This is a genomic window from Chryseobacterium sp. SIMBA_028 (assembly GCF_046535285.1).
Classification (GTDB): domain Bacteria; phylum Bacteroidota; class Bacteroidia; order Flavobacteriales; family Weeksellaceae; genus Chryseobacterium.
Genome location: NZ_JAWRWZ010000004.1, coordinates 183,477 through 207,407 on the forward strand (window position 1 = coordinate 183,477; position 23,931 = coordinate 207,407).

31 protein-coding genes are annotated in these 23,931 nt (G+C 36.2%); 11 read left to right on the forward strand and 20 right to left on the reverse strand.

All coding sequences use genetic code 11. From position 1 onward, the window contains the following. Window positions 1-24 precede the first annotated feature (24 nt). A complete protein-coding gene (bcp, locus tag SCA31_RS06785; protein WP_332562112.1) occupies window positions 25-474 on the reverse strand; it encodes a thioredoxin-dependent thiol peroxidase in 450 nt (149 codons plus the stop codon). Between the two features lie 33 nt (window positions 475-507). On the opposite strand from bcp, the gene SCA31_RS06790 reads away from it, so the two are divergent. Then, a complete protein-coding gene (locus SCA31_RS06790) occupies window positions 508-1,128 on the forward strand; it encodes an endonuclease III domain-containing protein (protein WP_106917838.1) in 621 nt (206 codons plus the stop codon). Window positions 1,129-1,185: 57 nt separating this feature from the next. Here SCA31_RS06790 and SCA31_RS06795 read toward each other — a convergent pair whose 3' ends face one another. The 3 genes from SCA31_RS06795 to SCA31_RS06805 all read right to left on the reverse strand — a co-directional run bounded on the left by SCA31_RS06795 (window position 1,186) and on the right by SCA31_RS06805 (window position 4,529). Next, entirely contained in the window at window positions 1,186-2,091 is a 906-nt protein-coding gene (locus SCA31_RS06795) for a DUF6438 domain-containing protein (RefSeq protein WP_410696220.1), read from the reverse strand. 22 nt (window positions 2,092-2,113) lie between these two features. Further along, complete coding sequence (locus tag SCA31_RS06800) at window positions 2,114-2,560, reverse strand: DinB family protein (RefSeq protein ID WP_410696221.1); 447 nt, start codon at window positions 2,558-2,560, stop codon at window positions 2,114-2,116. Between the two features lie 172 nt (window positions 2,561-2,732). Further along, entirely contained in the window at window positions 2,733-4,529 is a 1,797-nt protein-coding gene (locus SCA31_RS06805; protein ID WP_410696222.1) for a DUF885 domain-containing protein, read from the reverse strand. A gap of 169 nt (window positions 4,530-4,698) precedes the next feature. On the opposite strand from SCA31_RS06805, the gene SCA31_RS06810 reads away from it, so the two are divergent. The 4 genes from SCA31_RS06810 to SCA31_RS06825 all read left to right on the forward strand — a co-directional run bounded on the left by SCA31_RS06810 (window position 4,699) and on the right by SCA31_RS06825 (window position 7,446). Next, window positions 4,699-5,160, forward strand: a complete 462-nt coding sequence (locus SCA31_RS06810) for a hypothetical protein (RefSeq protein ID WP_410696223.1) — start codon at window positions 4,699-4,701, stop codon at window positions 5,158-5,160. Window positions 5,161-5,335: 175 nt separating this feature from the next. Further along, window positions 5,336-6,040 carry a MotA/TolQ/ExbB proton channel family protein gene (locus SCA31_RS06815; RefSeq protein ID WP_076352931.1) on the forward strand — a complete coding sequence of 235 codons (705 nt, stop codon included), beginning with the start codon at window positions 5,336-5,338 and terminating at the stop codon, window positions 6,038-6,040. A gap of 94 nt (window positions 6,041-6,134) precedes the next feature. After that, on the forward strand, window positions 6,135-6,533 hold the full coding sequence (locus SCA31_RS06820; RefSeq protein ID WP_410696224.1) for an ExbD/TolR family protein: 399 nt from the start codon (window positions 6,135-6,137) through the stop codon (window positions 6,531-6,533). A 22-nt stretch (window positions 6,534-6,555) separates the two neighbouring features. Further along, a complete protein-coding gene (locus tag SCA31_RS06825; protein WP_410696225.1) occupies window positions 6,556-7,446 on the forward strand; it encodes a ferric siderophore ABC transporter substrate-binding protein in 891 nt (296 codons plus the stop codon). Window positions 7,447-7,461: 15 nt separating this feature from the next. On the opposite strand, the gene SCA31_RS06830 is transcribed toward SCA31_RS06825, so the two are convergent. The 10 genes from SCA31_RS06830 to SCA31_RS06875 form a co-directional block, all read right to left on the reverse strand. Then, window positions 7,462-7,854 carry a hypothetical protein gene (locus SCA31_RS06830; protein WP_410696226.1) on the reverse strand — a complete coding sequence of 131 codons (393 nt, stop codon included), beginning with the start codon at window positions 7,852-7,854 and terminating at the stop codon, window positions 7,462-7,464. A gap of 77 nt (window positions 7,855-7,931) precedes the next feature. After that, window positions 7,932-8,291, reverse strand: coding sequence for a four helix bundle protein (locus SCA31_RS06835; protein ID WP_410696227.1), 360 nt, complete (start codon window positions 8,289-8,291; stop codon window positions 7,932-7,934). Between the two features lie 59 nt (window positions 8,292-8,350). After that, a complete protein-coding gene (locus tag SCA31_RS06840; protein WP_410696228.1) occupies window positions 8,351-9,754 on the reverse strand; it encodes a nucleoside recognition domain-containing protein in 1,404 nt (467 codons plus the stop codon). Window positions 9,755-9,946: 192 nt separating this feature from the next. Further along, on the reverse strand, window positions 9,947-10,456 hold the full coding sequence (locus SCA31_RS06845; RefSeq protein WP_410696229.1) for a DUF6973 domain-containing protein: 510 nt from the start codon (window positions 10,454-10,456) through the stop codon (window positions 9,947-9,949). A 55-nt stretch (window positions 10,457-10,511) separates the two neighbouring features. Next, window positions 10,512-11,366, reverse strand: coding sequence for an acetyl-CoA carboxylase, carboxyltransferase subunit beta (accD, locus tag SCA31_RS06850; RefSeq protein WP_284462422.1), 855 nt, complete (start codon window positions 11,364-11,366; stop codon window positions 10,512-10,514). A 98-nt stretch (window positions 11,367-11,464) separates the two neighbouring features. Further along, the gene (gene fbaA, locus SCA31_RS06855) at window positions 11,465-12,535 is read right to left on the reverse strand and encodes a class II fructose-bisphosphate aldolase (RefSeq protein WP_076352939.1); all 1,071 of its coding nucleotides are present in this window, start codon (window positions 12,533-12,535) and stop codon (window positions 11,465-11,467) included. 69 nt (window positions 12,536-12,604) lie between these two features. Then, window positions 12,605-13,471: an NAD kinase gene (locus SCA31_RS06860; protein WP_410696230.1), complete on the reverse strand. Its 867-nt coding sequence runs from the start codon at window positions 13,469-13,471 to the stop codon at window positions 12,605-12,607. A gap of 1 nt (window position 13,472) precedes the next feature. Continuing rightward, window positions 13,473-14,126 (reverse strand): CBS domain-containing protein, encoded by a 654-nt coding sequence (locus SCA31_RS06865; protein WP_410696231.1) that lies wholly within the window; start codon window positions 14,124-14,126, stop codon window positions 13,473-13,475. 187 nt (window positions 14,127-14,313) lie between these two features. Next, window positions 14,314-14,844 carry an RNA methyltransferase gene (locus SCA31_RS06870; protein ID WP_410696232.1) on the reverse strand — a complete coding sequence of 177 codons (531 nt, stop codon included), beginning with the start codon at window positions 14,842-14,844 and terminating at the stop codon, window positions 14,314-14,316. Between the two features lie 4 nt (window positions 14,845-14,848). After that, window positions 14,849-15,469, reverse strand: coding sequence for a toxin-antitoxin system YwqK family antitoxin (locus SCA31_RS06875; RefSeq protein ID WP_410696233.1), 621 nt, complete (start codon window positions 15,467-15,469; stop codon window positions 14,849-14,851). 56 nt (window positions 15,470-15,525) lie between these two features. Between SCA31_RS06875 and SCA31_RS06880 the strand changes: the two genes are divergently transcribed. After that, window positions 15,526-16,125 (forward strand): hypothetical protein, encoded by a 600-nt coding sequence (locus SCA31_RS06880; RefSeq protein ID WP_410696234.1) that lies wholly within the window; start codon window positions 15,526-15,528, stop codon window positions 16,123-16,125. Window positions 16,126-16,137: 12 nt separating this feature from the next. Here the strand turns inward: SCA31_RS06880 and SCA31_RS06885 are convergent, their stop codons facing one another. After that, window positions 16,138-17,034, reverse strand: coding sequence for a bestrophin family protein (locus tag SCA31_RS06885; RefSeq protein ID WP_410696235.1), 897 nt, complete (start codon window positions 17,032-17,034; stop codon window positions 16,138-16,140). A 182-nt stretch (window positions 17,035-17,216) separates the two neighbouring features. Here SCA31_RS06885 and SCA31_RS06890 point away from each other — a divergent pair, with 182 nt between their 5' ends. Continuing rightward, entirely contained in the window at window positions 17,217-18,095 is an 879-nt protein-coding gene (locus SCA31_RS06890) for a cupin-like domain-containing protein (RefSeq protein ID WP_410696236.1), read from the forward strand. A 4-nt stretch (window positions 18,096-18,099) separates the two neighbouring features. Here the strand turns inward: SCA31_RS06890 and SCA31_RS06895 are convergent, their stop codons facing one another. Then, window positions 18,100-18,630, reverse strand: a complete 531-nt coding sequence (locus SCA31_RS06895; RefSeq protein ID WP_410696237.1) for a GNAT family N-acetyltransferase — start codon at window positions 18,628-18,630, stop codon at window positions 18,100-18,102. A gap of 124 nt (window positions 18,631-18,754) precedes the next feature. Between SCA31_RS06895 and mutS the strand changes: the two genes are divergently transcribed. Further along, window positions 18,755-21,346 (forward strand): DNA mismatch repair protein MutS, encoded by a 2,592-nt coding sequence (mutS, locus tag SCA31_RS06900; protein WP_410696238.1) that lies wholly within the window; start codon window positions 18,755-18,757, stop codon window positions 21,344-21,346. A gap of 36 nt (window positions 21,347-21,382) precedes the next feature. Here mutS and SCA31_RS06905 read toward each other — a convergent pair whose 3' ends face one another. Genes SCA31_RS06905 through SCA31_RS06920 form a run of 4 tightly spaced genes read right to left on the reverse strand, consistent with a single transcriptional unit; the run spans window position 21,383 to window position 22,137 of the window. Continuing rightward, on the reverse strand, window positions 21,383-21,541 hold the full coding sequence (locus tag SCA31_RS06905) for a hypothetical protein (RefSeq protein ID WP_410696239.1): 159 nt from the start codon (window positions 21,539-21,541) through the stop codon (window positions 21,383-21,385). A 29-nt stretch (window positions 21,542-21,570) separates the two neighbouring features. Beyond that, on the reverse strand, window positions 21,571-21,735 hold the full coding sequence (locus SCA31_RS06910) for a bacteriocin (protein ID WP_410696240.1): 165 nt from the start codon (window positions 21,733-21,735) through the stop codon (window positions 21,571-21,573). Window positions 21,736-21,782: 47 nt separating this feature from the next. Then, on the reverse strand, window positions 21,783-21,944 hold the full coding sequence (locus SCA31_RS06915; protein ID WP_410696241.1) for a hypothetical protein: 162 nt from the start codon (window positions 21,942-21,944) through the stop codon (window positions 21,783-21,785). Between the two features lie 34 nt (window positions 21,945-21,978). Beyond that, a complete protein-coding gene (locus tag SCA31_RS06920; protein ID WP_410696242.1) occupies window positions 21,979-22,137 on the reverse strand; it encodes a hypothetical protein in 159 nt (52 codons plus the stop codon). A gap of 150 nt (window positions 22,138-22,287) precedes the next feature. On the opposite strand from SCA31_RS06920, the gene SCA31_RS06925 reads away from it, so the two are divergent. From SCA31_RS06925 to SCA31_RS06935, 3 genes are all read left to right on the forward strand, one after another. Further along, window positions 22,288-22,776: a TlpA family protein disulfide reductase gene (locus tag SCA31_RS06925; RefSeq protein WP_410696243.1), complete on the forward strand. Its 489-nt coding sequence runs from the start codon at window positions 22,288-22,290 to the stop codon at window positions 22,774-22,776. 8 nt (window positions 22,777-22,784) lie between these two features. Continuing rightward, on the forward strand, window positions 22,785-23,441 hold the full coding sequence (locus SCA31_RS06930; protein ID WP_410696244.1) for a thioredoxin family protein: 657 nt from the start codon (window positions 22,785-22,787) through the stop codon (window positions 23,439-23,441). Between the two features lie 82 nt (window positions 23,442-23,523). Beyond that, the gene (locus SCA31_RS06935; RefSeq protein ID WP_410696245.1) at window positions 23,524-23,919 is read left to right on the forward strand and encodes a DUF2809 domain-containing protein; all 396 of its coding nucleotides are present in this window, start codon (window positions 23,524-23,526) and stop codon (window positions 23,917-23,919) included. Window positions 23,920-23,931 lie beyond the last annotated feature (12 nt).

Consider the following 23,931-nt stretch of genomic DNA (forward strand, 5'->3'; position numbering starts at 1 on the left):
ATTCTTTTTATCAGGGTTAATAAACTATCCCTCTAAAATCTGTTCTGCTGCTGTTTTTGAAGTTACTTTTTCAATAACTCTTGTGCAGATCCCCTTTTCATCAAAAATAAAAGTAGTTCTTACAATTCCCATATAAGTTTTGCCAAACGTCTTTTTCTCTTTCCAAACCCCGAATTTTTCAATAATATCATGGTTTTCATCAGCGATAAGATCGTAAGGAAATGCAAATTTGCTGTGGAAGTTTTTCTGCTTCTTGATAGTGTCTCCACTCACTCCCAACAACTGGAATCCTGCTTTTTCAAGCATAGAGTAATTATCGCTCAGATTGCAGGCTTCTACAGTACATGTTGGAGTACTGGCTTGCGGATAAAAGAATACGACAAGCTTTTTTCCGATTAGTTTAGAAGAAGCCACTGTTTCTCCATCCTGATTTATTCCTTCAAATTCAGGTAATTTGTCTCCAACTTTCATCATAATAATTTAATTTTGTTCAAATTTAAGGGTAAAATGACAAAAAAGCAAAGGGCTGAACTCGTTCAGATAGAACTGGATAAATTATATCCTACCACACCTATTCCGCTGGATCATACCGATGAGTATACATTGATGGTTGCGGTAGCACTTTCTGCGCAGACTACAGATAAAAAGGTGAATGAAGTTACACCCAACCTTTTCGAGGTAGCCGGAACCCCACAGAGAATGGCCAGACTGGAGGAGTTTCAGATCAAAGAATTAATTAAAGAAATAGGATTATCCAATACAAAAGCCAAAAACCTAAAGAGAATGGCTGAACTTTTATTGGAAAGGCATAATGGGATCGTTCCACAGACATACGAAGAATTGGAGGCGCTTCCGGGGGTAGGACACAAGACGGCTTCAGTGGTAATGAGCCAAGGTTTTGGATTTCCTGCTTTTCCTGTGGATACCCATATTCATCGTCTTATGACACAATGGAAACTTACTTCCGGTAAAAATGTAGTGGAAACGGAACGTGATGCAAAAAAACTCTTCCCGGAAGAAGTATGGAATAAGCTTCATCTTCAGATTATTTTCTACGGTAGAGAATATTCCCCCGCAAGAGGTAAAGGAGAAAAAGACTTTATTACCAAGATGATGTTTGAGAAGTAAACAAATTATAAATATAAAGTAGAAATCCCTTTCAACTGAAAGGGATTTCTACTTTTGTTACTTTTCCCATCCAAGGCTTCCTCGTAAGTCAAAAAGGATATCATATAATTTTTTGAGACCTCTTGTTCCCATCATTCCATAATCACGAATGTTTTTGGTTTTTAGGTTGTCATAAGTAATTTTCAAGGTTCCTGTAGCAGAGTCTGTGTATCCCGCGCTGTAATCTTCGTTCAAGTTCTCAAAATCAATATAATTAATAATCTCAATCAGTTTTTTATATTGCTCTTGAGAAAGCTTAGACTTATAGGTACCAAAATATTTCTGAAAATTAACATTGTTATCTGTATCTGCATGCCATTCTATATCACGATTCGATACGATCTTCAATGTGAATGACGGACATTTTCCATAACATGAAGATGCTTCAAATTCTAATTCCAGAATATTATGCCTTTTAGGATGGCTATTTTCTTCTATGAATTCACCAAATTTATAAATCAGATGATCAGTCTGTAGGTTGCTGAAATATCCTTGTCTAGATTGGATCTTATTACTTTTATATTCTATTTTACCATCTTTTGTGGTCACAAAAGCACAAGTTTCATAAAGACTTCCTCTAGTAATCTTCTTGGTGTTAAAGCCGTTCCCCATATCCAGAATACAAATGGTTTTAGGCTCATCCTTTGTATTTCCGGTAAGAAGAAGATCTGTTAATCCATTTTGATCAAAATCATCTTTTATCCAAGGTCTGAAATTAAGGCTGTCACTGGTAGTGCTACATTGGTTGCTATATTGAAGCTTATCAGAAACTGTAATGGTATAATCTATATTTTTTTCCTCGATGAACTTCTGGATGTCTTTTGCGGTTTGTAATGAGTCTATCTTGTTTATCTTTTTATGATTTTGTGAAAAAAGATATACAGATGATAAAAAAGATATGATAATTGACGTTTTTGAGATCATGAAGATGTTTTATACATTGGAGCTAGATATCTAATAACCTTCTATGATAGTTGATTTGACCCAAATGATAATCCAGATGAGCAATCAGGTGAATCAAGAAGAAATCAGTTGTCATTTTATCTTCAAAAACAACCAATGGGTATTCCTTTTTCAGATCTTCTTCAGAGAGTTGGCTTAATACTGAATCAACGGTGATTATAGTTGTCTCAATTTTTGCAATAAGCTCAATTTTTGGAATATCCTTTAATGAAAATTCAAGCTCACGATGTCTTACATAGCCTGTATTTCCCAGTTGTGTCCCTATGAAATGGCTGAGGTTCCCAACTAAATGGAGGCATAGGTTTCCTGCAGAATTGGAGATGTTTTTATCTGTTTTCCAAAGGTTTTCTTCATGCTGATAGGCCTCGATTTCAGCCTTTAACTTGTTTAAATCTCTGTTGTAAAGAGAGCGTAAAGATTCTATGATCATGGTAATTGGATTTTCAATTAATTGTAGGTATATTCTATGATTGGAAATGAAAAATTTCACCTTTCCGATGAAGAAATTAATTCTGTTAAAATTATAAAAATTAGATAATCATTTACTCGAATTTAGAAATGAAAAATGGGACAATTATTTAATTGCCCCACTTATATTTTAATTATTTCTGCTTTTTAGACCAAAGCTCCATCTTTCTGTTTAAAACTTCCAGTGGGAGGCATCCTTGGCTTAGAACTTCATCATGGAAGCTTGCCAGATTAAACTTGCTTCCAAGCTCTTTCTGATACTTCTCTCTTAGCTCACGGATTCTTAGAGACCCGATTTTATATCCTAAAGCCTGTCCCGGCATAGCCATATATCTTTCTACTTCTGCCACTGCAGCGCCCTCATCATAAGAAATATTGCTTAGGAAATATTTAATGGCTTCCTCTCTGCTCATTTTCCCTGTGTGTAAACCGGTATCTACAACTAGTCTTACTGCTCTTAGCATCTGATCGCTTAAGTACCCCATTTTTTGGTAAGGGTCTGTATACAGCCCGAACTCAGGGCCTAAAGTCTCACAGTAATGCGCCCATCCTTCACCATAGGCTCCAAACCATCCGAATCTCATGAATTTAGGAAGTTTTGTATTCTCCTGTTGTAGAGAAATCTGATAATGATGCCCGGGGATGGCTTCATGCAAGAAAAGGGACTCCATTCCGGAAGTTACATTGAATTTAGCAGGATCAGGAATCGGAACATAGAAAATACCTGGTCTTTTTCCATCAGGAGTTCCCGGGATATATTCTGCACTTGCACTGGCTTCTCTGAATTTTTCTGTCTGTCTGATCTCAAACTTTGTTTTAGGCGTTACATTAAACATCGTTTTGAGCTTGGGAGTAATTTTAGTCAGAATGCTGTTGAACCCATTTAAAACTTCCTTGGAAGTCTTATAAGACATTGCTTTTTGATCCGTTTTCACAAAAGTGATAAACTCTTCCAGTGTTCCTGAGAAACCAACTTGCTGCTTCACTTTTTCCATTTCTGCACGAAGCATGGCGACTTGTTGTAGTCCAATTTTATTGATTTCTTCAGGAGATTTCTTCGTTGTTGTCCAACTTTTTACATAATAGCTGTAAATTTCATTTCCATTAGGAAGACTGTTGTATCCATCAGTATCTCGCCCCTTGGGTAGATATTCTTTTTCCAGGAATGTCCCCATTTTGGTGTAAGCAGGAATGATTTTTTTGGTGATAGCATCTTTATAAAGAGCAGAAAATTTATCTTTCTGAGCCTGAGTAAAGTCTTTTGGGAAGCTCTTAACAGGTCCGTAGAAAATATTCTTATCCATATCAGAAGACGTGATTTCCTCAGATCTCATTTGAGGAATCATTTTAACAATCAGTTTTTTAGGAAGAACCACTTTGTTGTTAATCCCCTCACGGAAATTTTCTGTCGCAGCGTCCATCCATTCCGGAAATTTCTCCATTCTTTTTAACCAGTCACTGTAGTCCTTTTCCGTTTTAAAAGGCTGACTTCCCTGTCCGCTTCCAAATAAAGGAAAGCTTAAAGGAAGACCTCCGAACTGGGTGAAAGGAATATATTCAGGATGATAAGCGTGCGCCTCAATTTTATCTTTTAAAGTATAATCCAAAACATCATATACCACTTTATCCTCATCAGAAAGACCTTTATAATCTACACTTTCCAGTTGTTTCTGTACAGAATTGTAGAATGCAATTTCTCCCGAAATAAAATCCTTGTCAATATTGATGGGAAGTTGATCATTATATCTCAGGTCTCCCTGAGAAGTAGCATCTAATGGATATAGTTTAAGATACTGTTCATAATAATTGGATGCAATAGAATCCAGATTGGTAGGAGTCACCTTGGTGAGGGGAGAATCGGTTTTTTTGCATGAGGCAAGACCAATCATCAATCCTAGTCCTAGAATACTTTTCGATAAAATATTTTTCATTTTCAGAATCTTTATGTAACAAAAATAAGTATTATTGGGTGATTCCTATCATTGAACTGATTGATTTTAAAAAAATAATTTTCAAAATCCTTTTCACTTTAAATCAATTTTTTATCTTTGTTGAAAACGTTTAACAATCATATTATTACAGTTCTTTTTTTAAGAAATAATGAAAGGGATTTTAAAAATTTACCATCCGGAAGAAACGCTAAAGTACAATATTAGAAATACTTATTGTAAAGCAGTTTACAGCAACCAACAACATTTTTTAGAGGTTGAAATTATAACGGATGACGGGTTGGATCATGTAGATGATGATTCATTACAATACAATTTTCCTCAGCTTTCACTTGAGGTTTTCGATTTTCCTATTGACTCTGGAGAGATAGAGGGAAAAACTATTACAATCAATGACTCTGACGACGAAACCTATACGGAAGTAGACCTGTTTGACGATGAAGATGCTTATATCTATGATAATGAGCTTCTCTTTGAAAAAAATGAGGATGGGGAGCTTCAGGTAATCTGGAAGGGTACCATTGATGACTTTTATACCGGATCAGATATGCCGATTCCATTCAGACTAAAATGCGAATTCAGGCAGGATGATATTGTGGTAGACGAAGACTAAGAAGGGTCTCAAATCTTTTTATAAAATCAAATTTCTTTTCAAAATTTCTTTTGGAAAGAAATTTGCTGTTTACCAATTCTAACAAAATTTAAGTTGTTTTTAAGCAATTTTTAAGATATCAATTCATAATATTCCACTACATTTGTCGTTGAAACTTTAATAAAATTCACATTTAATGCTGTTAACGGAACTTTCTCAGATTTTATTTGCACAGATTGCTACACCCGCTGTTGCCACAGACAATTTAGAATTTTCATTTTGGAAAATCATGTTCCATGGAGGAGCTTTCGCTAAGATAGTGATGGGGACTGTATTGGTGCTTGGGGTATTTTCCTTATACCTGTTTTTTGAAAGATTCTTCTTTATCAAGAGATTAACTTCAAAGACAGATTCTAATTTCATGAATAATATTGAAGATTTTATCAAAGAAGGAAAGATAGAAGCCGCAGCAGATTACTGTAAAACACAGAACTCTCCTGAGGGTAGAATCCTTGAAAAGGGAATCTCAAGATTAGGACGTCCGGTTTCTGATATTGTAAGTGCTATGGAATCCCAAGCTCAGGTAGAAGTTGCCAATATGGAAAAAAACCTGAACCTTTTGGCTGTCGTTCCAAGTATTGCTCCGATGTTGGGGCTTTTAGGAACCGTAATCGGGATGATTATTGCTTTCTTTAATTTGTCTCATGCGACGGGATCTTTCTCGCCAAAAACACTTTCTGAGGGTATTTATACTGCGTTAGGACAAACTGCGGTAGGTCTTGCGGTGGCAATTCCAGCAAACTTCTGTTATAATATTCTTTTAACAAAAATTGACAAGTTTGTATTAAAGGCTCAGAATATGTCAGGTGAATTTTTAGATCTTATCAACAAACCTTTATAAATCTTTCTTATGAAATCGTTTTGAGAAAAGCTCTTTTTAGAGGATTATTATTTAAGCGATTCCATCTGATCATTAAAAATATTAGAATAAACAGATGAAAATTCAGAGAAGAAATAAAGCGAACCCGGAGTTCAGTTTAGCAGCGATGACAGACGTTATCCTGTTGATGCTGATCTTCTTTATGATCACATCATCTGCGGCCAATCAGAGTGCAATAGATGTGAATCTGCCGAAAGCCGGAGCCGTTGATGACAATATTCCAAATCCTTTGACAGTGAGCATTAAACCTGATGGATCATTTTTTGTTGATGATAGCCCGGTGAATAAAGGAGAATTGGAACAAATTATCGTTGATAAGTTAACCAATCAGGCAAATAAGTCTTTCACGATCAGAGCAGATGAAAATACCATGCATAAAGATGTGGTTTTTGCAATGGAAATCGCTGAAAAACATAAATTTAACATTGCTATTGCAACGGTTAAGGATAAATAATAAATAGTAAGAATCATTTTAGATGAGAAGCTATACAGTAAACAAAAATGAGGAAAACCGAGATAGGATAAAGAGTGCAATACTTTCTATTCTTATTTGGTGTGCCATTTTGCTTTTTGTTTTTTTATATAAATTAAAACCTGAGCTGGATAAAGACCCGGAAGTCATTACTACAATGCTGGTGAACTTCGGAGATAACAGGAATGGAAATGGTATTGAAGAGCCTGCGGAACAGCCTGGTAGTTTAGCCGCTGCCACAGAAGAAGTGACGCCAGAGCCAGTAGAAACTCCAGTTACAGAAACAAAAACAGTGGTAAAACCGGAACCGGTTCCTGTACCTGAACCAAAGAAAATTGAAGCCAAGGATAAGGTGATCACTGGGAATAATTCAAAGAATGCAGTTCCTAAAAAGGAGGAATCCAAAAAGACAGAAAAAAAGGAAGCGACTAGTACAGCTGCTTCTAAAAACACTAAAAAAGCAGGGGCAACCACAGCCAATTCTAAAACAGGGAATGGTGACGGGAAAGGAAATGCTGCTATTGGAAACCTGATTAAAGGAAGGGGGACAAAAGCCGGAAGCCAAGGAACAGGAGACGGAATTGGCAATGCAGGAGATCCTCTGGGAGGTGATGGAAATGGAGATAGTAAAGTAGGAATTGACAGAAGACTTGTCGGATATATTCCGGGGACGATGGGACGAGGCGGATCACAACCCTCTCACAGTTGTACGGCAAGCGGATCCATTACAATAGCGTATACTGTAGATAAAGCTGGAAATGTGGTTTCAGCAAGAAGATCAGGCGGAGTTTCGGATCCTTGTGTATCTTCTACATCCGTATCATGGGTTAAGAAGTATGTAAAAGCGGAAAAAGCCAATACATCTTCCACCGGATCTTATAAAATTACATTCTAAAAATACAAAAGCACTTTATTCAAGTGCTTTTTTTAATTCATTTATTCTATTGATAATAGGTAATGCAAAGATACCACTGGTCTGAAGGTACAGCTCATAAAATGTCTTTGCTTTGTCCTGAAAATCTTTGTTATGATCATGCTTGCTGTTGAAGTAGAATAGATTTCCCAGCATTTCATAATAATCTTTGTGATCTCTTTCCTGTCTTTCATTGACAATGGCAATTATTTCTTCCTTAGTTTTAGAGGAAATCTCCGTAAAGCTCATCTTGAAAATATCTCTCATCAGCGTATCAAAATCCAGCTCTTTCTGCATTAGACTTTCTTCAGGTTTATCCAGTATAAGCTTTTCTAATGCCTGGGTCAATTGGCGGATAAGCCTTAGTGTGAATTCTTTATCTGTAATCATAGTGGGGTAATTTTGTTGCTAGTTGCTAGTTGCTAGTTGCTAGTTGCTAGTTGCTAGTTGCTAGTTGCTAGTGTGGGTTATGTGCGCCAGTTTAATTGGACGTATTTTATAAAGTTATTGATTTTTCCTCCTAAGAGTTTGTATTGCTCTGTTTTTTCTTTGAAATTTAATTCAGGATAAAGCCTGCTGATTTTTGACAAGTGGCATATCGTTTCATCACAGCTTGCTTGAGAATAAGTGAGAAATCTTATAAAATCACCTTTGTAATTGTTTCTTCCATAGCCTTCTGCAATGTTTGTGATAACGGAATCGGCAGATCGTCTTAATTGGCTGCCTAACTCATATAATTCATAGTTTGGTAGTTTGAGTGATAACGTATGTATTTCAATAAACAACTCAAAAGCAATATTATAAATATCAAGTTTTTCGTAGCTCATTAATATCTTTTTTAACGATTAAAAAACCAGCAACTGTCAACTAACAACTTTTTTTATTATTAAGCAAAGAAAAGATAAGCTAATGCTATAGCGGTAATAACGCCTACCAAATCGGCTAGCAGCATGGCAATTACCGTATATCTGGTATTCTTAATGGCTACGGCCCCAAAGTACACTGCGATCACATAAAATGTCGTATCTGAGCTTCCCTGAAGTACCGCGGCTAATTTCCCCTGGAAACTATCTGCTCCAAAAGTAGCCATGGTGTCTACCATCATTCCTCTTGCTCCGGAACCCGATAAAGGCTTAATTAAGGCTGTTGGAAGGCCGTCAACAAATCTTGGATCCAGATGAGCTACATGGGCAACCCATTTCATTCCGTCAATGATAACATCAAAAACACCAGAGGTTCTTAAAAGTGAAATCGCGATTAACATTCCAACTAAATAAGGGATAATCTTTACACAGGTAGTGAAACCCTCTTTAGCCCCCTCAATAAAGGCATCAAAAACGTTGATCTTTTTATAAACGGCTCCAAGTATGATGGCAAGGAAAATAAAAAGAATAAGACCGTTACTTAATATCTTGCTGAAATCATCAAGTTCATCCTTGCTCAATTGTACCAAATACACCACCAATAATCCAATAATTGCCGAGATTCCACCTACATAAGCAATAACTACAGGACGAAGAAGATTGATCTTTTGGTAGAGAGAAACAATAATCATCGCAGCTAAAGTTGCAGCAAAAGTAGCGATCATACACGGCAGAAAAATATCGGTAGGGGTTTTGGAACCCATAGAAGCCCTGATAGCAATGATTGATACAGGAATCAATGTCATTCCACCTGCGTGGAGGCAAAGAAACATAATTTGTGAGTTACTGGCTGTATCTTTGTTAGGATTGAGGGTCTGAAGGCTTTCCATAGCCTTTAATCCAAATGGCGTTGCTGCATTATCCAGCCCCAGAAGATTGGCACTGAAGTTCATTAACATGTGCCCGAATGCCGGATGGTTTTTAGGAATATCAGGAAATAATTTAGAGAAAAAAGGTTGAATAAATCGACTTAAAAGATTGATTCCGCCTGCTTTTTCTGCAATACTCATGAAACCCATGAAGAGCGTCATGATTCCAATCAATCCGATACAGATTTTTACAGCTGTTTCTGAGGTTCCAATAACCCCATCTGCTTCCTGAACTCTATAAACGCTTACATTCTGCTTTAGTGAATCTGTTTTATAATGGATTCTGCTATCTGCAAAATCATTCTTTTTCATCAGGCTGTCCTTAACAATAGGAGAGAGGGTAGTCATAGGTTGTGATGCGATCTTCACTGTATCACCGCCTTTTCCTACCACCATATCATTGAAAATGGTTTTGTAGTGGCTTGACGAAATGTATTTTATACTGGCAATGGCAATGGCGATAATAATAAAAGCCGACCAAATTCTGCTGAGAACCATTCGATTGATTTAATTGTTTAAACTTATCAAAAATACTTTAAACTGCAAAAGGCACATAAGAATAAAACTCTTAAGCTTTTGAAAATCTTTAATTTTTATCCAGTGTGTGCTTTTATAAAGTGTAATATTAAACTTACTTTAGTGTTCTAAAGTGTTATTTTGAATAGGATTTTATAGTTGAAATAAATGCATTTACTCTTCCAGATAAACGAGATGTCCCTCAAAATCATCCTCCAGACTTTTCAAGACTTTGGCATCAGCCATTTTTTTGATTAATCCTTCCACAAAGAAGCTTTTTTCAAAAAACTGACGGTGAATTCCGGGCAGAAGTTCCATAAAGTAATCCATCCCGACTTTATTGTTATGAAGATCCATTTTGGTTTCTAAAGGTTGATTGGGAAATAGCTCCTCATGCATATCTGTTATTCTTTTACAGAAATCCAACGCTTTTTTAGGAGAAGAAACCTTGCTGCAATACATAATAATAAAACAGCACCAAAGCGCATGTCGGAAAGCATTTCCTATCCCATTATTGGATGCTGTTGCAGGAAATTTTTTCTGTGCTATTGTGAATGCTTTTACTGTGGCATGGAAGCTGAGGATTGCGAAAAGAGGATGTGGGAGAATAAGCGATAAAAGACGGATAATCTTTTTAAAGCTCATACTTCGGATGGTATTGAAAAATATTTTAAAAGTCCTCATAAATAAAAAATCTCTCCCCAATTAGAGAGAGATTGTATTGTTTTTGTTACAGATATTATGCTTTTACAGCCAATAAATTAACTGTTTTTGCAACAACATCCTGAATTTCAGTTCTTTTTACGATGAAGTCTACAAATCCTTTTTCCTGTAGGAATTCAGATGTCTGGAATCCTTCCGGTAAATCTCTACCGATGGTTTCACGAATTACTCTTGGTCCTGCAAAACCGATTAAGGCTTTTGGTTCAGCCATGATGATATCTGCTGTCATAGCGAAAGAAGCCGTGATTCCACCAAAAGTAGGGTCACAAAGGTAAGCGATATACAAAAGTCCCGCTTCTGAAAGCTGAGCCAGTTTCGCCTGTACTTTAGCTAACTGCATTAGGGAATACGTTGCTTCCTGCATTCTAGCTCCTCCGGACTGGCAAATGATCATGTACGGAAGCCTGTGCTTGATACAGTAATCAACTGCTCTTCTGATCTTTTCTCCCATTACAGAGCCTAAAGATCCTCCAATAAAAGCAAAATCCATACAAGAAACTACCATTTCAGTTCCTTTTACAGTTCCTACAGCATTTCTGATAGAGTCGGTAAGTTTTGTCTTTGCCTTTACTTCTTTTAAACGGTCTTTATAGGCCTTTGTATCCTTGAAATTTAAGATATCAATACTTTCAACATGGGCATCCAGTTCAGTAAATTTACCGCCGTCAAAAAGGATGTCAAAAAATTCCGCACTTCCTATTCTCACATGAAATCCGTCTTCAGGAGAAACATAGTTATTTCTCTTTAATTCATCGTGTTCCACAACTTTTCCAGATGGAGTCTGATGCCAAAGGCCTTTAGGAACGTCCTTTTTTTCATCAGTAGAGGTGGTAATGTTTTTTGCTTTTCTTTTAAACCAGTCGAATGCCATTTTGTATTGTATTAATGTACAGTGTATAATGTAAAATGTATAAAAAACAAAGCATTATCAATTACTTTGCGCTTTATACATTTTACTTTTTACAAATTTTATTTTAAAGTATCTATATTATTTAAATCTTCAAATGCTTTCACCAATCTTGTAGAGAATGTCTCCTCACCTTTTCTTACCCAAACTCTTGGGTCATAGAATTTTTTGTTAGGTTTTTCTTCTCCCTCAGGGTTTCCAATTTGAGCTCTTAAATAATCAATATTGTTTACCATATAATCTCTCACTCCTTCTGTGTATGCAAACTGAAGGTCGGTATCGATATTCATTTTGATTACTCCGTAGTCAATTGCTTCTCTGATCTCTTCCAAAGTAGATCCTGAACCTCCGTGGAATACAAAATTTACGGGCTTAGCAGCGGTTCCGAATTTTTCCTGAACGTATTTCTGAGAATTGTCAAGGATCTTTGGAGTAAGAACCACATTTCCTGGCTTGTAAACTCCGTGTACGTTACCGAATGCAGCAGCAATCGTAAAGTTGTCAGAAATAGCTCTTAATTTTTCATAAGTATAAGCTACATCCTCCGGTTGAGTATATAATTTAGAGTTATCAACGTCTGAGTTGTCAACACCGTCTTCTTCACCACCAGTTACACCAATTTCTACTTCAAGAGTCATCTGAAGTTTAGCCATTCTTTCGAAATATTTAGCTGAAACCTCAATGTTTTCTTCTAAAGGTTCTTCAGAAAGGTCTAACATGTGAGAAGAGTAAAGAGATTTTCCTGTCTGCTTGAAGAATTCTTCGTTAGCATCCATTAATCCGTCGATCCAAGGAAGTAATTTCTTTGCACAGTGGTCGGTGTGTAGAATTACAGTTGCTCCATAAGCTTCAGCAAGCGTGTGAATATGTTTTGCACCTGCAATAGCCCCTAAGATTGCAGACTTTTGTCCGTCATTGCTTAATCCTTTTCCTGCATTAAAAGCAGCTCCACCATTTGAAAACTGTATAATTACAGGAGAGTTTAATTTCGCTGCAGTTTCCATCACAGCGTTTACGTTGCTTGATCCAATTACGTTTACTGCAGGTAGTGCAAACTTGTTTTCTTTAGCATACTGAAAAATATCAGTAACTAACTGGCCTGTGGCAACTCCTGCCGGAAAAATTCTGCTCATGTTTTACTTTTTATTATAAATTTATTAGGTGTTTAATTTCGTGTAAAGGTAATCATTTTTAAGAAATCATTAATTTCTTTTGTCTCGTCCCCAAAGTAGCTTCTGACGGATGGTTTCGTAGAAACTCAAATTGTTGGGCTGTACTAAAAGAAGCTGAAAATCGGCTTTTTTGATGATGATTTCCTTATCTGTTTCAATGTGTATTAATCTGGAGTCTAAGGAAAGAGAGTATTGTGGCACCCGGCTTTCAACTCTAAATTTTATTTCTACCTTGTCATTTACGACTAAAGGTCTCACATTCAGATTGTGAGGAGCGATAGGAGTGATGACGAAGTTTTCGTTGTTGGGAGAAATAATAGGGCCTCCACAACTTAAAGAGTAGGCCGTAGAACCGGTTGGTGTTGAGATAATTACCCCATCTCCCCAGAATACATTTAAAAACTCATTGTTAATATAAGAGTCTACTGTGATCATGGAGGTTGTTTCCTTTCGGGAAACCGTTACATCATTCAATGCATATGGGAAAAACCCCTCCAGATTTGGAGAAACTACTTCAATTACAGATCGGCGGCTGGTTTTTACATCTCCTTTTAGGATAGAGTCCAGTTCTTTAAAGGCTTCTTCTTTAGTAAAAAAGGCAAGAAACCCTAATCTTCCGGTATTTACACCTACTACAGGGATTTCAAGATCTTCAATAAATGTCAGGGAATTTACAATAGTCCCATCTCCACCGAAAGTAAAGAAAAGGTCCACTTCTTTGTCTAGTAGGTCCTGTTTGTTGTTGAAAGTTTCGAAAATTTTCGAAAATTGAAGTGCTTCAGCCATTTCATCATACAGAACAGATTTTACACCTCTGGTTTCAAGTTCAGAGATAAACTTGCTTAAATATAAAAAAGTATCAAGATCTTTTTTCTGAGAATATATAGCTGCCTTCATGTTATATTTCTATGAATTTTTGGAAAAAACCAAATCGGTCCTTAAAAAGGTCGGTTTTCTCATCAGAATAATATTTTTCAACAATTCTGTAGTCATACCGGTCAAACGTTGCATCTATCGAGGCCAGGTTTTCATTGCTGATCTTTATGGTAACGTGAATTACCTCTTCAGACATAAAGCTTATGAAGCCGCCATAAAATTTCGAGTTATTACTCTCCACAATATTGGCAATCTCCGTCATAGAATATTTTCTGGCAGGAACTTCCACAGTAAGAATAGCTCCTGATTCTGAAAATAGAGGATAACGGGAAAGGTCCTGGAAAATATCTTCACAGGTAATATAGCCCATATACTTTTCATTCTTGTTGATCACAGGGATCACATTGGAATTGAATGTATAAAAAAGGCGGATACTATCCATGATGTTATTATCTTCCAGAATGGCAAACCGCTCAATCTGATGCTCAAGATCCTTCAAGGTTCCTCCATCTTCTTCATATAAAAAGTCCTTGGCAAGGGCTCCATAGAAGTGATGGGATTTTTTGATGAATACATGAGAATATCCGAAATCTTCCAACGTATTTCTTGCCGACTCGATGGAGTCCGACAGGTTAAAACATGGGAAATCTTTTGAGATATAGTCCTTGATAAACATTGTGCTAATTTATAAAAAATTAAATGAAACTTTTTCTGAAAACACGACTTTTTTTAAGATCTAACAAAAAAAATGACGTCAAAATTTGTTTGTAAGGAAAAAAAAAGTACCTTTGTCGCCTTTCATTTTTACTTTTTATTAGATTTATTTCAAACTGCACTGTCTACTAATGACATATGCAGTTTTTTTATTTTAGGGCCTTTGCAAACTCCCACATCACAATTCCGCCACACACACTTACATTCAGAGAGTGCTTTGTACCAAGCTGTGGAATTTCCAGAAATACATCAATATTAGGCAGTACTTCATCACTGATTCCCTCTACTTCATTTCCTAATACCAGGGCATATTTTTTCGATTTATCAATCGTGAAGTCTGTAATCATTTGGCTGCTTGTAGTCTGCTCAATGCCTATCACTTCATAGCCTCTGCTTTTCAGATCAGAAATAGCATTGTTTGTGTCCCCTTCATGAGACCAGTCTACACTTTCTGTTGCACCCAGTGCTGCCTTGTGAATTTCACGGTGAGGGGGTTGCGGAGTAATTCCGCAAAGGATTATTTTTTCAATTAAAAAGGCGTCTGCCGTTCTGAAAGCTGCACCTACATTGTGCATGCTTCTGATATTATCTAAAATGATGACCAACGGAATTTTTTCAACTTTCTTAAATGTTTCTACATCTATTCTGTTAAGTTCTTCCAATTTTAGTTTCTGTACCAATGTATTATTTTGTTGAGATTAATTTTCCGTCTTTATAGACCTCTGTTTTTTCAATGCTTCCGTCTTCACGGTAGTAGATTCTGTTGCCGTTGCGCTTATCGTTGGCTAATTCTGTTTCGCGTTCCAGTTTTCCGGAGGCATAAAATGTTTTCCACTTTCCGATACCAAGGCCATTTTCATAGTTGCCGATCTGTTTTACTGATTTTCCATCCGCATGAAAAAGTCTGGATTCTCCATCTAGTTTGGCAAATTTGTAGTTAGAAATTTCTTCCACAACTCCTTTTGGGGAATAAAAAGTAACTGTAAAGCTGTTATCATAAACGTTTTTTTCACCGTTTCTATAAGCTTCTTTAGATGACAGAACACCGTTTTTGTCATAGTAAGTCCATTCCTTTACCTTAAAATCCTTTTTAAATTCTCCTTTTGCATTTACTTTTCCATTGTCATAGTAAAAAATAGCATCACCCTCTTTTTTGCCTTTTTTCCATTCAACAACATTTTTTACCTGCCCATTCTCATAAAACTCCTTGCAGGACCCTTCCTGCAATCCATCCTTATATCCACAAGGTTTCTGTGCCAACATACTGATGGAAACAGAGAAAAATAATAGAAAAATGTATTTCATAGCTATTTTTATTTCAAAAATAGTAAAATACTTATATTTGATCTCAAAAATATACTATGAAAAAACTATTGACCTTATTTATACTGACAATTACCTTTATATATTCAAAGGCACAGAACACCTATTATCCACAAGCTTTTTTTGATAAAAAACTAGCCAGAGATATGCTTGCATTCGGGAACTCTACCATTGAGGGGGTAGCGTCTACAAAGCAGAAAACAGCTCTTGGAATTAAACCCTTACTTGGAGAAAAGCATTATGCAAAACAAGGAACTGTAATTATGCTTTTCCCGGTAACTCCATATTTTGAAGAGTTTTATAATATGAGAAAGAAGTATGAGAGTAAAAAAACTACGGTGTATATGTCGGAGGAAGCTTTTAAATATAGAGTAGAAGCATTAACGGATGATCACGGTAGATTTAGATTTGAAAAGCTGAAACCCGGCAAATACTATATTGAAACGATTATTAATTTTACGGCAACAGCAAGTTATCAAAAACAGACAGGAACTTCAGATGCTTATAATGGTTATGGAGGCTATTTATATTCCACACCTATCTATAACACCTTTTTCTATGGATATTCTGCTGCAAACAGGGAAAGTAAGTTTGTAGAGATTAAACAGGATGGTGAACTAAAAGAAATCAAGCTTTAAAAGCTTGATTTTTTATTTTTTACTCATGATCTGATGAACATTTTTCTCAATATTCTGAGCGATAGTTTCCATGGGAATGTCATTTTCATCATTGTTGAACGGATCTTCAATTTCTTCAGCAATAAGTTCCAGACTCATCAGAACATAATACACAAAAACTGTAAGGGGGATCATGAAAAGCCCGATGGTAATGACGTAAGCAATAGGCAACGCAAATACATACAGAATAATGAACTTTTTAATAAATGAAGAATACGAATAAGGGATAGGGGTATTCTTAATTCTCTCACAACCTCCGCATACCTCCAGAAAACCTGAAAGCTGACTGTCTAAATACAGCATTTCAATCTCAGTGATTTTTTCCTCTTTCTTTAATTGATTCAGTTTGTGGGTCAAAAGAATGATGATTTCACTTGGACCGTGGTTCTTTAATGTTTTTTCAATTTCAGAATAATCTTCATCCAGTGCCAAACGAGTGGATTCTTTAGAAAGATGTTTGGCTAAAAAATGAGGAAAATACTTTAAATATCGTGCAATCTGCTCTGCATCCTGACGATTCTCTCCAAGAATGGCATTGATCTTTATGGCAAAATTTCGGGTGTCATTGACTAATTTCCCCCAAAGTTTCCTTCCCTCCCACCATCTGTCATAGGCGGTATTGGTTCGGAAAACCAATAAAAGGGAAAGTACAAAACCTAGCAGAGAGTGAATCATTCCTACATTACTGATCCCTGATTTTGAAGTAAGATGAAGATATTCCACTTCCAAATATTCAATTCCCCAAGAGTATACTCCCACAAGGATCATGCTTGGAAAAAGAATTTTTAGGGTATCGCTTTTGTGTAAACTGAAAAGGATCTTAAGGAAATGTTTAGTATTGTAGACTCTCATAAATTCGCTTAATAACACAAATATAAATTTTTCATTTGAGCTCTGCTTTATAGAAAGCCTTAAAATTATTTTAAAATCAGAGGAGGTGAAATTTTTATCTTATACAAGAACTTATAGGGATGAGGTTTTTCCTTTCTCTCTTAAAGTTTCCGCAGTTTTCAAAAAAACACTATTTTTATTTCGCCTAAAATACAAAATACATGATCCTCGAAAACGTAGATGTTGTTAATGATATCAGTAAAGAAGATTTTCAGAAGAATTATTTCAAGAAGCAGAAGCCTCTTTTGATCAAGAATTTTGCTAGCCGATGGGATGCTTTTGACAAATGGAATCTGGCTTATATCCGTGAGAAAGCGGGTGATCAGGATGTTCCGTTATACAACAATAAGCCTGCTGATGCGGCTAAAAGTACTGATGCTCCGGTAGCTAATATGAAGATGAAAGATTATATTGATACTATAAAGAGTAAGCCGTCAGACCTTCGTATTTTTTTCTACATTATTACAGACAGACTTCCTGAGCTATTGAAAAACTTTACCTATCCGGATCTTGGAATGAAGTTCTTCAAAAGACTTCCTACTTTATTTTTTGGGGGGAGTGAAGCTCATGTTCTGATGCATTATGATGTTGATCTTGGGGATTTTATGCATATTCACTTTGAGGGTAAAAAAAGGATTCTTTTATTTGATCAGGAGCAGTCACCATTTCTGTATAAAGTTCCGTTATCCGTTCATACCATTTATGATTTGGATTATGAAAATCCTGATTATGAAAAATTTCCGGCACTCAAATATGCGAAAGGATATGAAATTTTTATGGAGCATGGGGATGCCCTTTTTATTCCCGGAGCATTCTGGCATTTCAACAGGTATCTGGAGCCTGGTTTTTCACTATCATTAAGAGCGCTTCCCAATAAGCCGACTGTTTTCGCTAATATGCTGTACCATGTTTTTATCATGAGGTATACGGATAAGATTATGCGTAAGTTTTTTAAGGCTAAATGGGTAAAATATAAGCAGGATTGGGCTTACAAAAAAAGTTCAGAAGCATTAGCTCAACATTTGAAATCAGGGAAATAAGGTTTTATTTATTAATCAACCCAAATAGTTTTGCATCTACAAATTTTCCTTTTTCAAAAAAGTAATCTCTCATGGTTCCTTCTTCCTGAAAGTTTAGAGAAGACAGAAGCTTTTCGGAGGAGATGTTTGCGGGATCAATAAACGCGTCTACCCGATGTAGTCTCATACTTTCGAAACCAAATGTGAGAATGGGAAGTATGGCTTCTTTCATAAAAGACTGCTGCCAATATAAAGGATTAAGCTCATATCCAATCTCAGCTTTGAAATGCTCACAATACCAGTTGTGGTAGCCACAGGTGCCAATTACTTTGTTTTCAGCCTTTAATTCCAGGGCCCATCTAAAGCCTTTTCCTTTTTCAAATTCACTGTTGAAATGTTGGATGATATGTTGCGCATCTTCCAGTGTTTTGAAAGTCTCAAGGTCATAATATTCCATAACTTCATCCTGTGAAAAATACTCAAAAAGATCTTCCGAGTCATTCAGGGTGAGCTGTCGCAAAATAAGTCTTTCAGTTTCTAGAACAGGAAATTCCATGGATTTGATTTTATGGTGAAAATACAATTAATTCCTGATAAGGAAAAGAGTATTCAAGTATTAACTATGAAACAATTCTGTAACCCTGAATTTATTTTTCTAAATTTGGGGTTCATTTTTTACTATGGCAAAATCGAAGAAAGAAACCCCGCTAATGATCCAGTATAATACCATTAAGGGTAAATATCCTGATGCACTTTTACTTTTCAGAGTAGGGGACTTTTATGAAACTTTTGGGCAGGATGCCGTAAGAACGTCTCAGATTTTAGGAATTGTTCTTACTAAAAGAGCAAACGGAGACGGACATATCGAATTGGCAGGATTTCCACATCATTCCGTAGATTCTTACTTACCAAAATTAGTAAGAGCGGGCATGAGAGTGGCTATCTGTGACCAGTTGGAAGATCCAAAAATGGTGAAAGGCATTGTGAAAAGAGGGGTTACGGAATTGGTAACTCCCGGAGTGACATTTAATGATCAGGTCCTAAATTCTAAAAAGAATAACTTCCTGCTTTCTTTGCATAAGGAAAAAGAGAAATACGGAATCGCTTTAGTAGATATTTCTACCGGAGAATTCTTGGTGAGCGAGGGTAATATCGAAAAGTTGTTGCATATTGTGAATACCTTTGATCCAAGTGAGATTATTTTCCAGAGAAGTGTACAGATTCCAGAACAGATCAAGAATAAAAATGCCTTTAAGCTTGAAGATTGGGCTTTTCAATATAATTTTGCCTACGAGAAATTAACAAACCATTTTAAAACCAATTCTTTAAAAGGATTTGGTATAGAAAATTTACCGCTGGCGATTACTGCAGCCGGTGCTATTTTCGCGTATCTCGTGGAAGACACTCATCATAATCTTCTTGCCCATATTACCAAACTTCAGGTTATTCCTCAGGAAGACTACCTGATGATGGATAATTTTACATTAAGGAACCTGGAAATCGTTTATCCAAGCAATCCGCAGGGGAAGTCACTTCTGGATATCATTGATAAAACCTCTACTCCGATGGGTGGCAGATTATTGAGGAGAAGAATTATTCTTCCTCTGAAATCTGTGGATGAAATTGCAAGAAGACTTTCTCTGATTGATTTCTTGAACGAAAAGGATGCTCTTAAATATGAAATAGCACAGCTGTTAAGATCAATCTCTGATCTTGACCGACTGATGGGAAAACTAGCAGCAGAAAAAATATCACCAAAAGAATTGGGGTATTTGCGCCAAAGTTTAATTAATATACATGCAATCAAGGCTTTATTGCATCCTTATGCCGATGTGATGGCTTGGCTTGAGCCATTATTTGATCTTGAAGAGCTTATTAAATTCCTTCAAAATCATCTTAATGATGAGCTTCCGGTAAATATTGCCAAGGGTAATGTTATCAAGAATGAAGTTTCTGAAGAATTGGACAGATTGAGGAATCTTCAGAGTAAAGGCCGTGGATTTCTGGATGAAATGTGCCAGAGAGAAATTGAAAGAACAGGAATTTCAAGTCTTAAAATTGATTTTAACAACGTATTTGGATACTATATTGAAGTTCGAAATACCCACAAAGATAAAGTTCCGAATGATTGGGTAAGAAAGCAGACCCTTGTGAATGCCGAGCGATACATTACAGAAGAATTAAAAGAATATGAAAGCCAGATTTTAGGTGCCGAAGAAAAGATAGGAGTTCTTGAAAGTAAGTTGTATAGAGAGGTGTGTGCTGAAACAATGGTTTATATAGATCAAATTCAAGGGAATTCTAATATCATCGCACAATTGGATGTTGCTGCCGGATTATCCGAACTGGCTGTTTCAGAGAGCTATACGAAGCCTATTTTGAATGACGGCTATGCCATTGATCTAAAGGAAGCAAGACACCCTATTATTGAAAATGCTCTTCCATTGGGAGAAAAATATATCCCGAATGATATCTTTTTAGATAAAGATTCTCAGCAGATCATCATGGTTACAGGACCCAACATGGCCGGTAAATCGGCAATTCTACGTCAGACGGCTATCGTATGTCTTCTGGCTCAGATTGGAAGCTTTGTGCCTGCAAAACATGCAGAGATCGGATTATTGGACAAGATCTTTACAAGGGTGGGAGCCACGGATAATATTTCGGCAGGTGAATCTACATTCATGGTAGAAATGAATGAGGCGGCCAACATTCTAAATAATATTTCTGAACGAAGCCTTATTCTTCTGGATGAGATTGGTCGTGGAACTTCAACTTATGATGGTGTTTCCATTGCGTGGGCAATTGCAGAATATCTTCACCAGCATCCTACCCAGGCGAAAACCTTATTTGCCACCCATTATCATGAGCTAAATGAAATGACGGTGAATTTTGAGCGTGTAAAGAACTTCCATGTATCCATTCAGGAAAACAAAGGGAATATTATCTTCTTAAGAAAGTTGGTTTCAGGAGGTAGCGAACATAGTTTCGGTATTCATGTTGCCAAACTTGCAGGGATGCCTGCTAAAGTGGTAAACAGAGCAAACGAAATCCTTAAAACCCTTGAAGCCAGCAGAACGCAAGGAAATAACAGCACTTCTGAAAGTATTAAAAGAGTAACCGAAGAAAATATGCAACTCTCTTTCTTCCAGTTGGATGATCCTGTTCTGGAGAATATCCGTGAGGAACTTACCAAGATTGACATCAATACCTTAACGCCTATAGAAGCTCTAATGAAGCTGAATGCCATAAAAAAAATGATTGGAAAATAATCCAATCATTTTTCTTTTCATAAGGTTGAAAAACAGTTAGCAACAGTATCCGTTTTTTCCAACAGGACCAATAATAAGGAAATGGTCTACTCCTCGAAGTTTACATAAACCTTCTGCACAGTTGGCAGCACCTCCATTAATTTCTTTCAGCTCGCTTTTGGTAAGCTTTCGTTTCTGAATACTTAACTTTTTCATATGATTTTGAATTTGGTTATAGATGTTTTTTAGCAACAAGGGCCATCCTGAATACCCGGAACGCCTGAGAGTTCTATTCCGGTTCGCATGTCTGTACAGCTTATTACCCGAGGGCAGACAGGTCTAAGACCTCCGCTGATCTCTTTTAATTCCTTTTTGGAAAGCTTTCTTTGTGGTAGGGTTGATTTTTTCATATTCGTTTTAATTTTATGATTGTCAAATATTTATAAGGTGTTGTGTACTAGCAGCAATAGCCCTCTCTATCCAGGCGGCCAATTTGCATTTCATCAGATCCACGTACCATACAAAACCCTTCTATACATATTTCAGGTCCGCCGCTTCCATTAATATTTTTTAATGCCTTTTTTGTCAGTTTCTTTTGTTGAATGTTTAATTTTTTCATGGTATTTTTCGTTTTTGTTTATTTTTTAATCAGATTAACAGCAGTACCCGTCTTCTCCAATAAGCCCTCTTACCATTTCGTCTGTTCCGGGAACCATACAGAACCCTCTCAGGCAGAATACTCTGTTACCACCATTAATTTCCTTTAATTTTTGCTTTGTTAATTTTATTTGTTGAATGTTTGATTTTTTCATGATATTTTTAGTTTGGTTGTAAGCTAATTTACATTTTATTTTGAATAATTCAATAGGTGGTGAATGAAAATTATATAATAATTAAACATTATTAACAAATTTTAACAGGTTGATATTCATGGAGAAAGAATGCAATTGGTAAATTTGAGTATGAATAATTTAATAAAAATATTGGCCATATTTTTGTTCTGCACAGCTTATAAAGCTCAGCAGGCCGAGGTTTCTGTCATCAAATATGAAGACCTCGAAAAAAGGATTCAACAGGAAAAGGATAAATTTCTGGTCGTTAATTTCTGGGCAACAACCTGTGGGCCATGTGTGAAAGAACTGCCACACTTTATGGAGGTCAATAAAAAATTTGCAGGAAACCCTAAGTTTAAGATGATTCTGGTTTCATTGGACAGGCTGGTAGATAAGGACAGGGTTTTAAAATTTATAAAGAATAAAAACCTTACTGCTGAGGTTATTCTGCTGGATGATATCAAAAGAATGAATACCTGGATTCCAAGGTTTGAAAAGGATTGGGATGGAAATATTCCGGTAACCTTGTTCTATAAGAATGGAGAAAAAGTATTTTTTAATGACGGAGAAATGAGCAAGGAAGACCTTGATAAAACAATTAGTGAAAATTTACAATAAATAATAGTATGAAAAATCTGAAAATCTTAATGACAGCGTTTATCGTTGGTTTGGGCTTGTTGAGCTTTACAACAACGGATCACGATAAAAATAACCCTCAAAAAGAAAAGAGCACTGCTGTAAAAGGCTATGAGGTAGGAGACGAGGCGGCTGATTTTAAACTCAAAAATATTGATGGAAAGATGGTTTCTCTGAGTGATTTTAAGGCTGCAAAAGGATTTATTGTCGTCTTTACATGCAACCATTGTCCTTATGCAAAGAAGTATGAAGACCGAATTGTAGAGCTTGATAAAAAATATAAGGATCAGGGATATCCGGTCATTGCCATTAATCCAAATGATCCCAATGTACAGCCTGAAGACGGTTACAAACAGATGATTGACAGGGCAAAACAGAAAGGGTTCACTTTTCCGTATTTAGTGGATGAGGGACAAAAAATTTATCCTCAATATGGTGCGACAAAAACACCTCATGTATTTGTATTGCAAAAAGAAAACGGGAAAAATATCGTAAAATATATAGGAGCCATTGATAATAACTACGACAATCCCAATGATGTAACTGAATATTATGCTCAGGATGCAGTAAATGCTTTGATAAAGGGAGAGCCCGTAAAAATGACAAAAAGTGTTGCCATCGGGTGTACAATAAAGGTAAAGAAATAATATATTTGCTAAAATAATGATCGGTGTTTTTATAAATGCCGATTTTTTATGCCTTAATTTTTAAGATCAAAAAACAATAATGATGAAATTACAATTTAGCCTGAAATACTTTCTGATTTCGATCTTCATTTTTCTTATAGAAGTTTTAATTGCCACCAAGGTGAAGGATGTTTTCTTTGTGCGGGCCTATCTTGGTGATGTCATTGTTGTTATTCTTCTTTATACCTTGGTGAAAAGCTTTTTCAGGGTAAATAATCAAAAACTTATTGGAGGGATTTTAATTTTTTCCTGCATGGTGGAGTTTGCACAATACTTCAATATTGCAGAAAAATTAGGCTTCCGCGAGGGAAGCCTAATGTATATTGTTATCGGAAATTCATTTTCATGGATAGATATTCTGTGTTATGCTGCAGGGTGTCTGCTAATTTATCTTTTTGTAAAAGTGACAGAAAATAAAGCTATAACGGCTAATTCCTGATTCATGCAACCT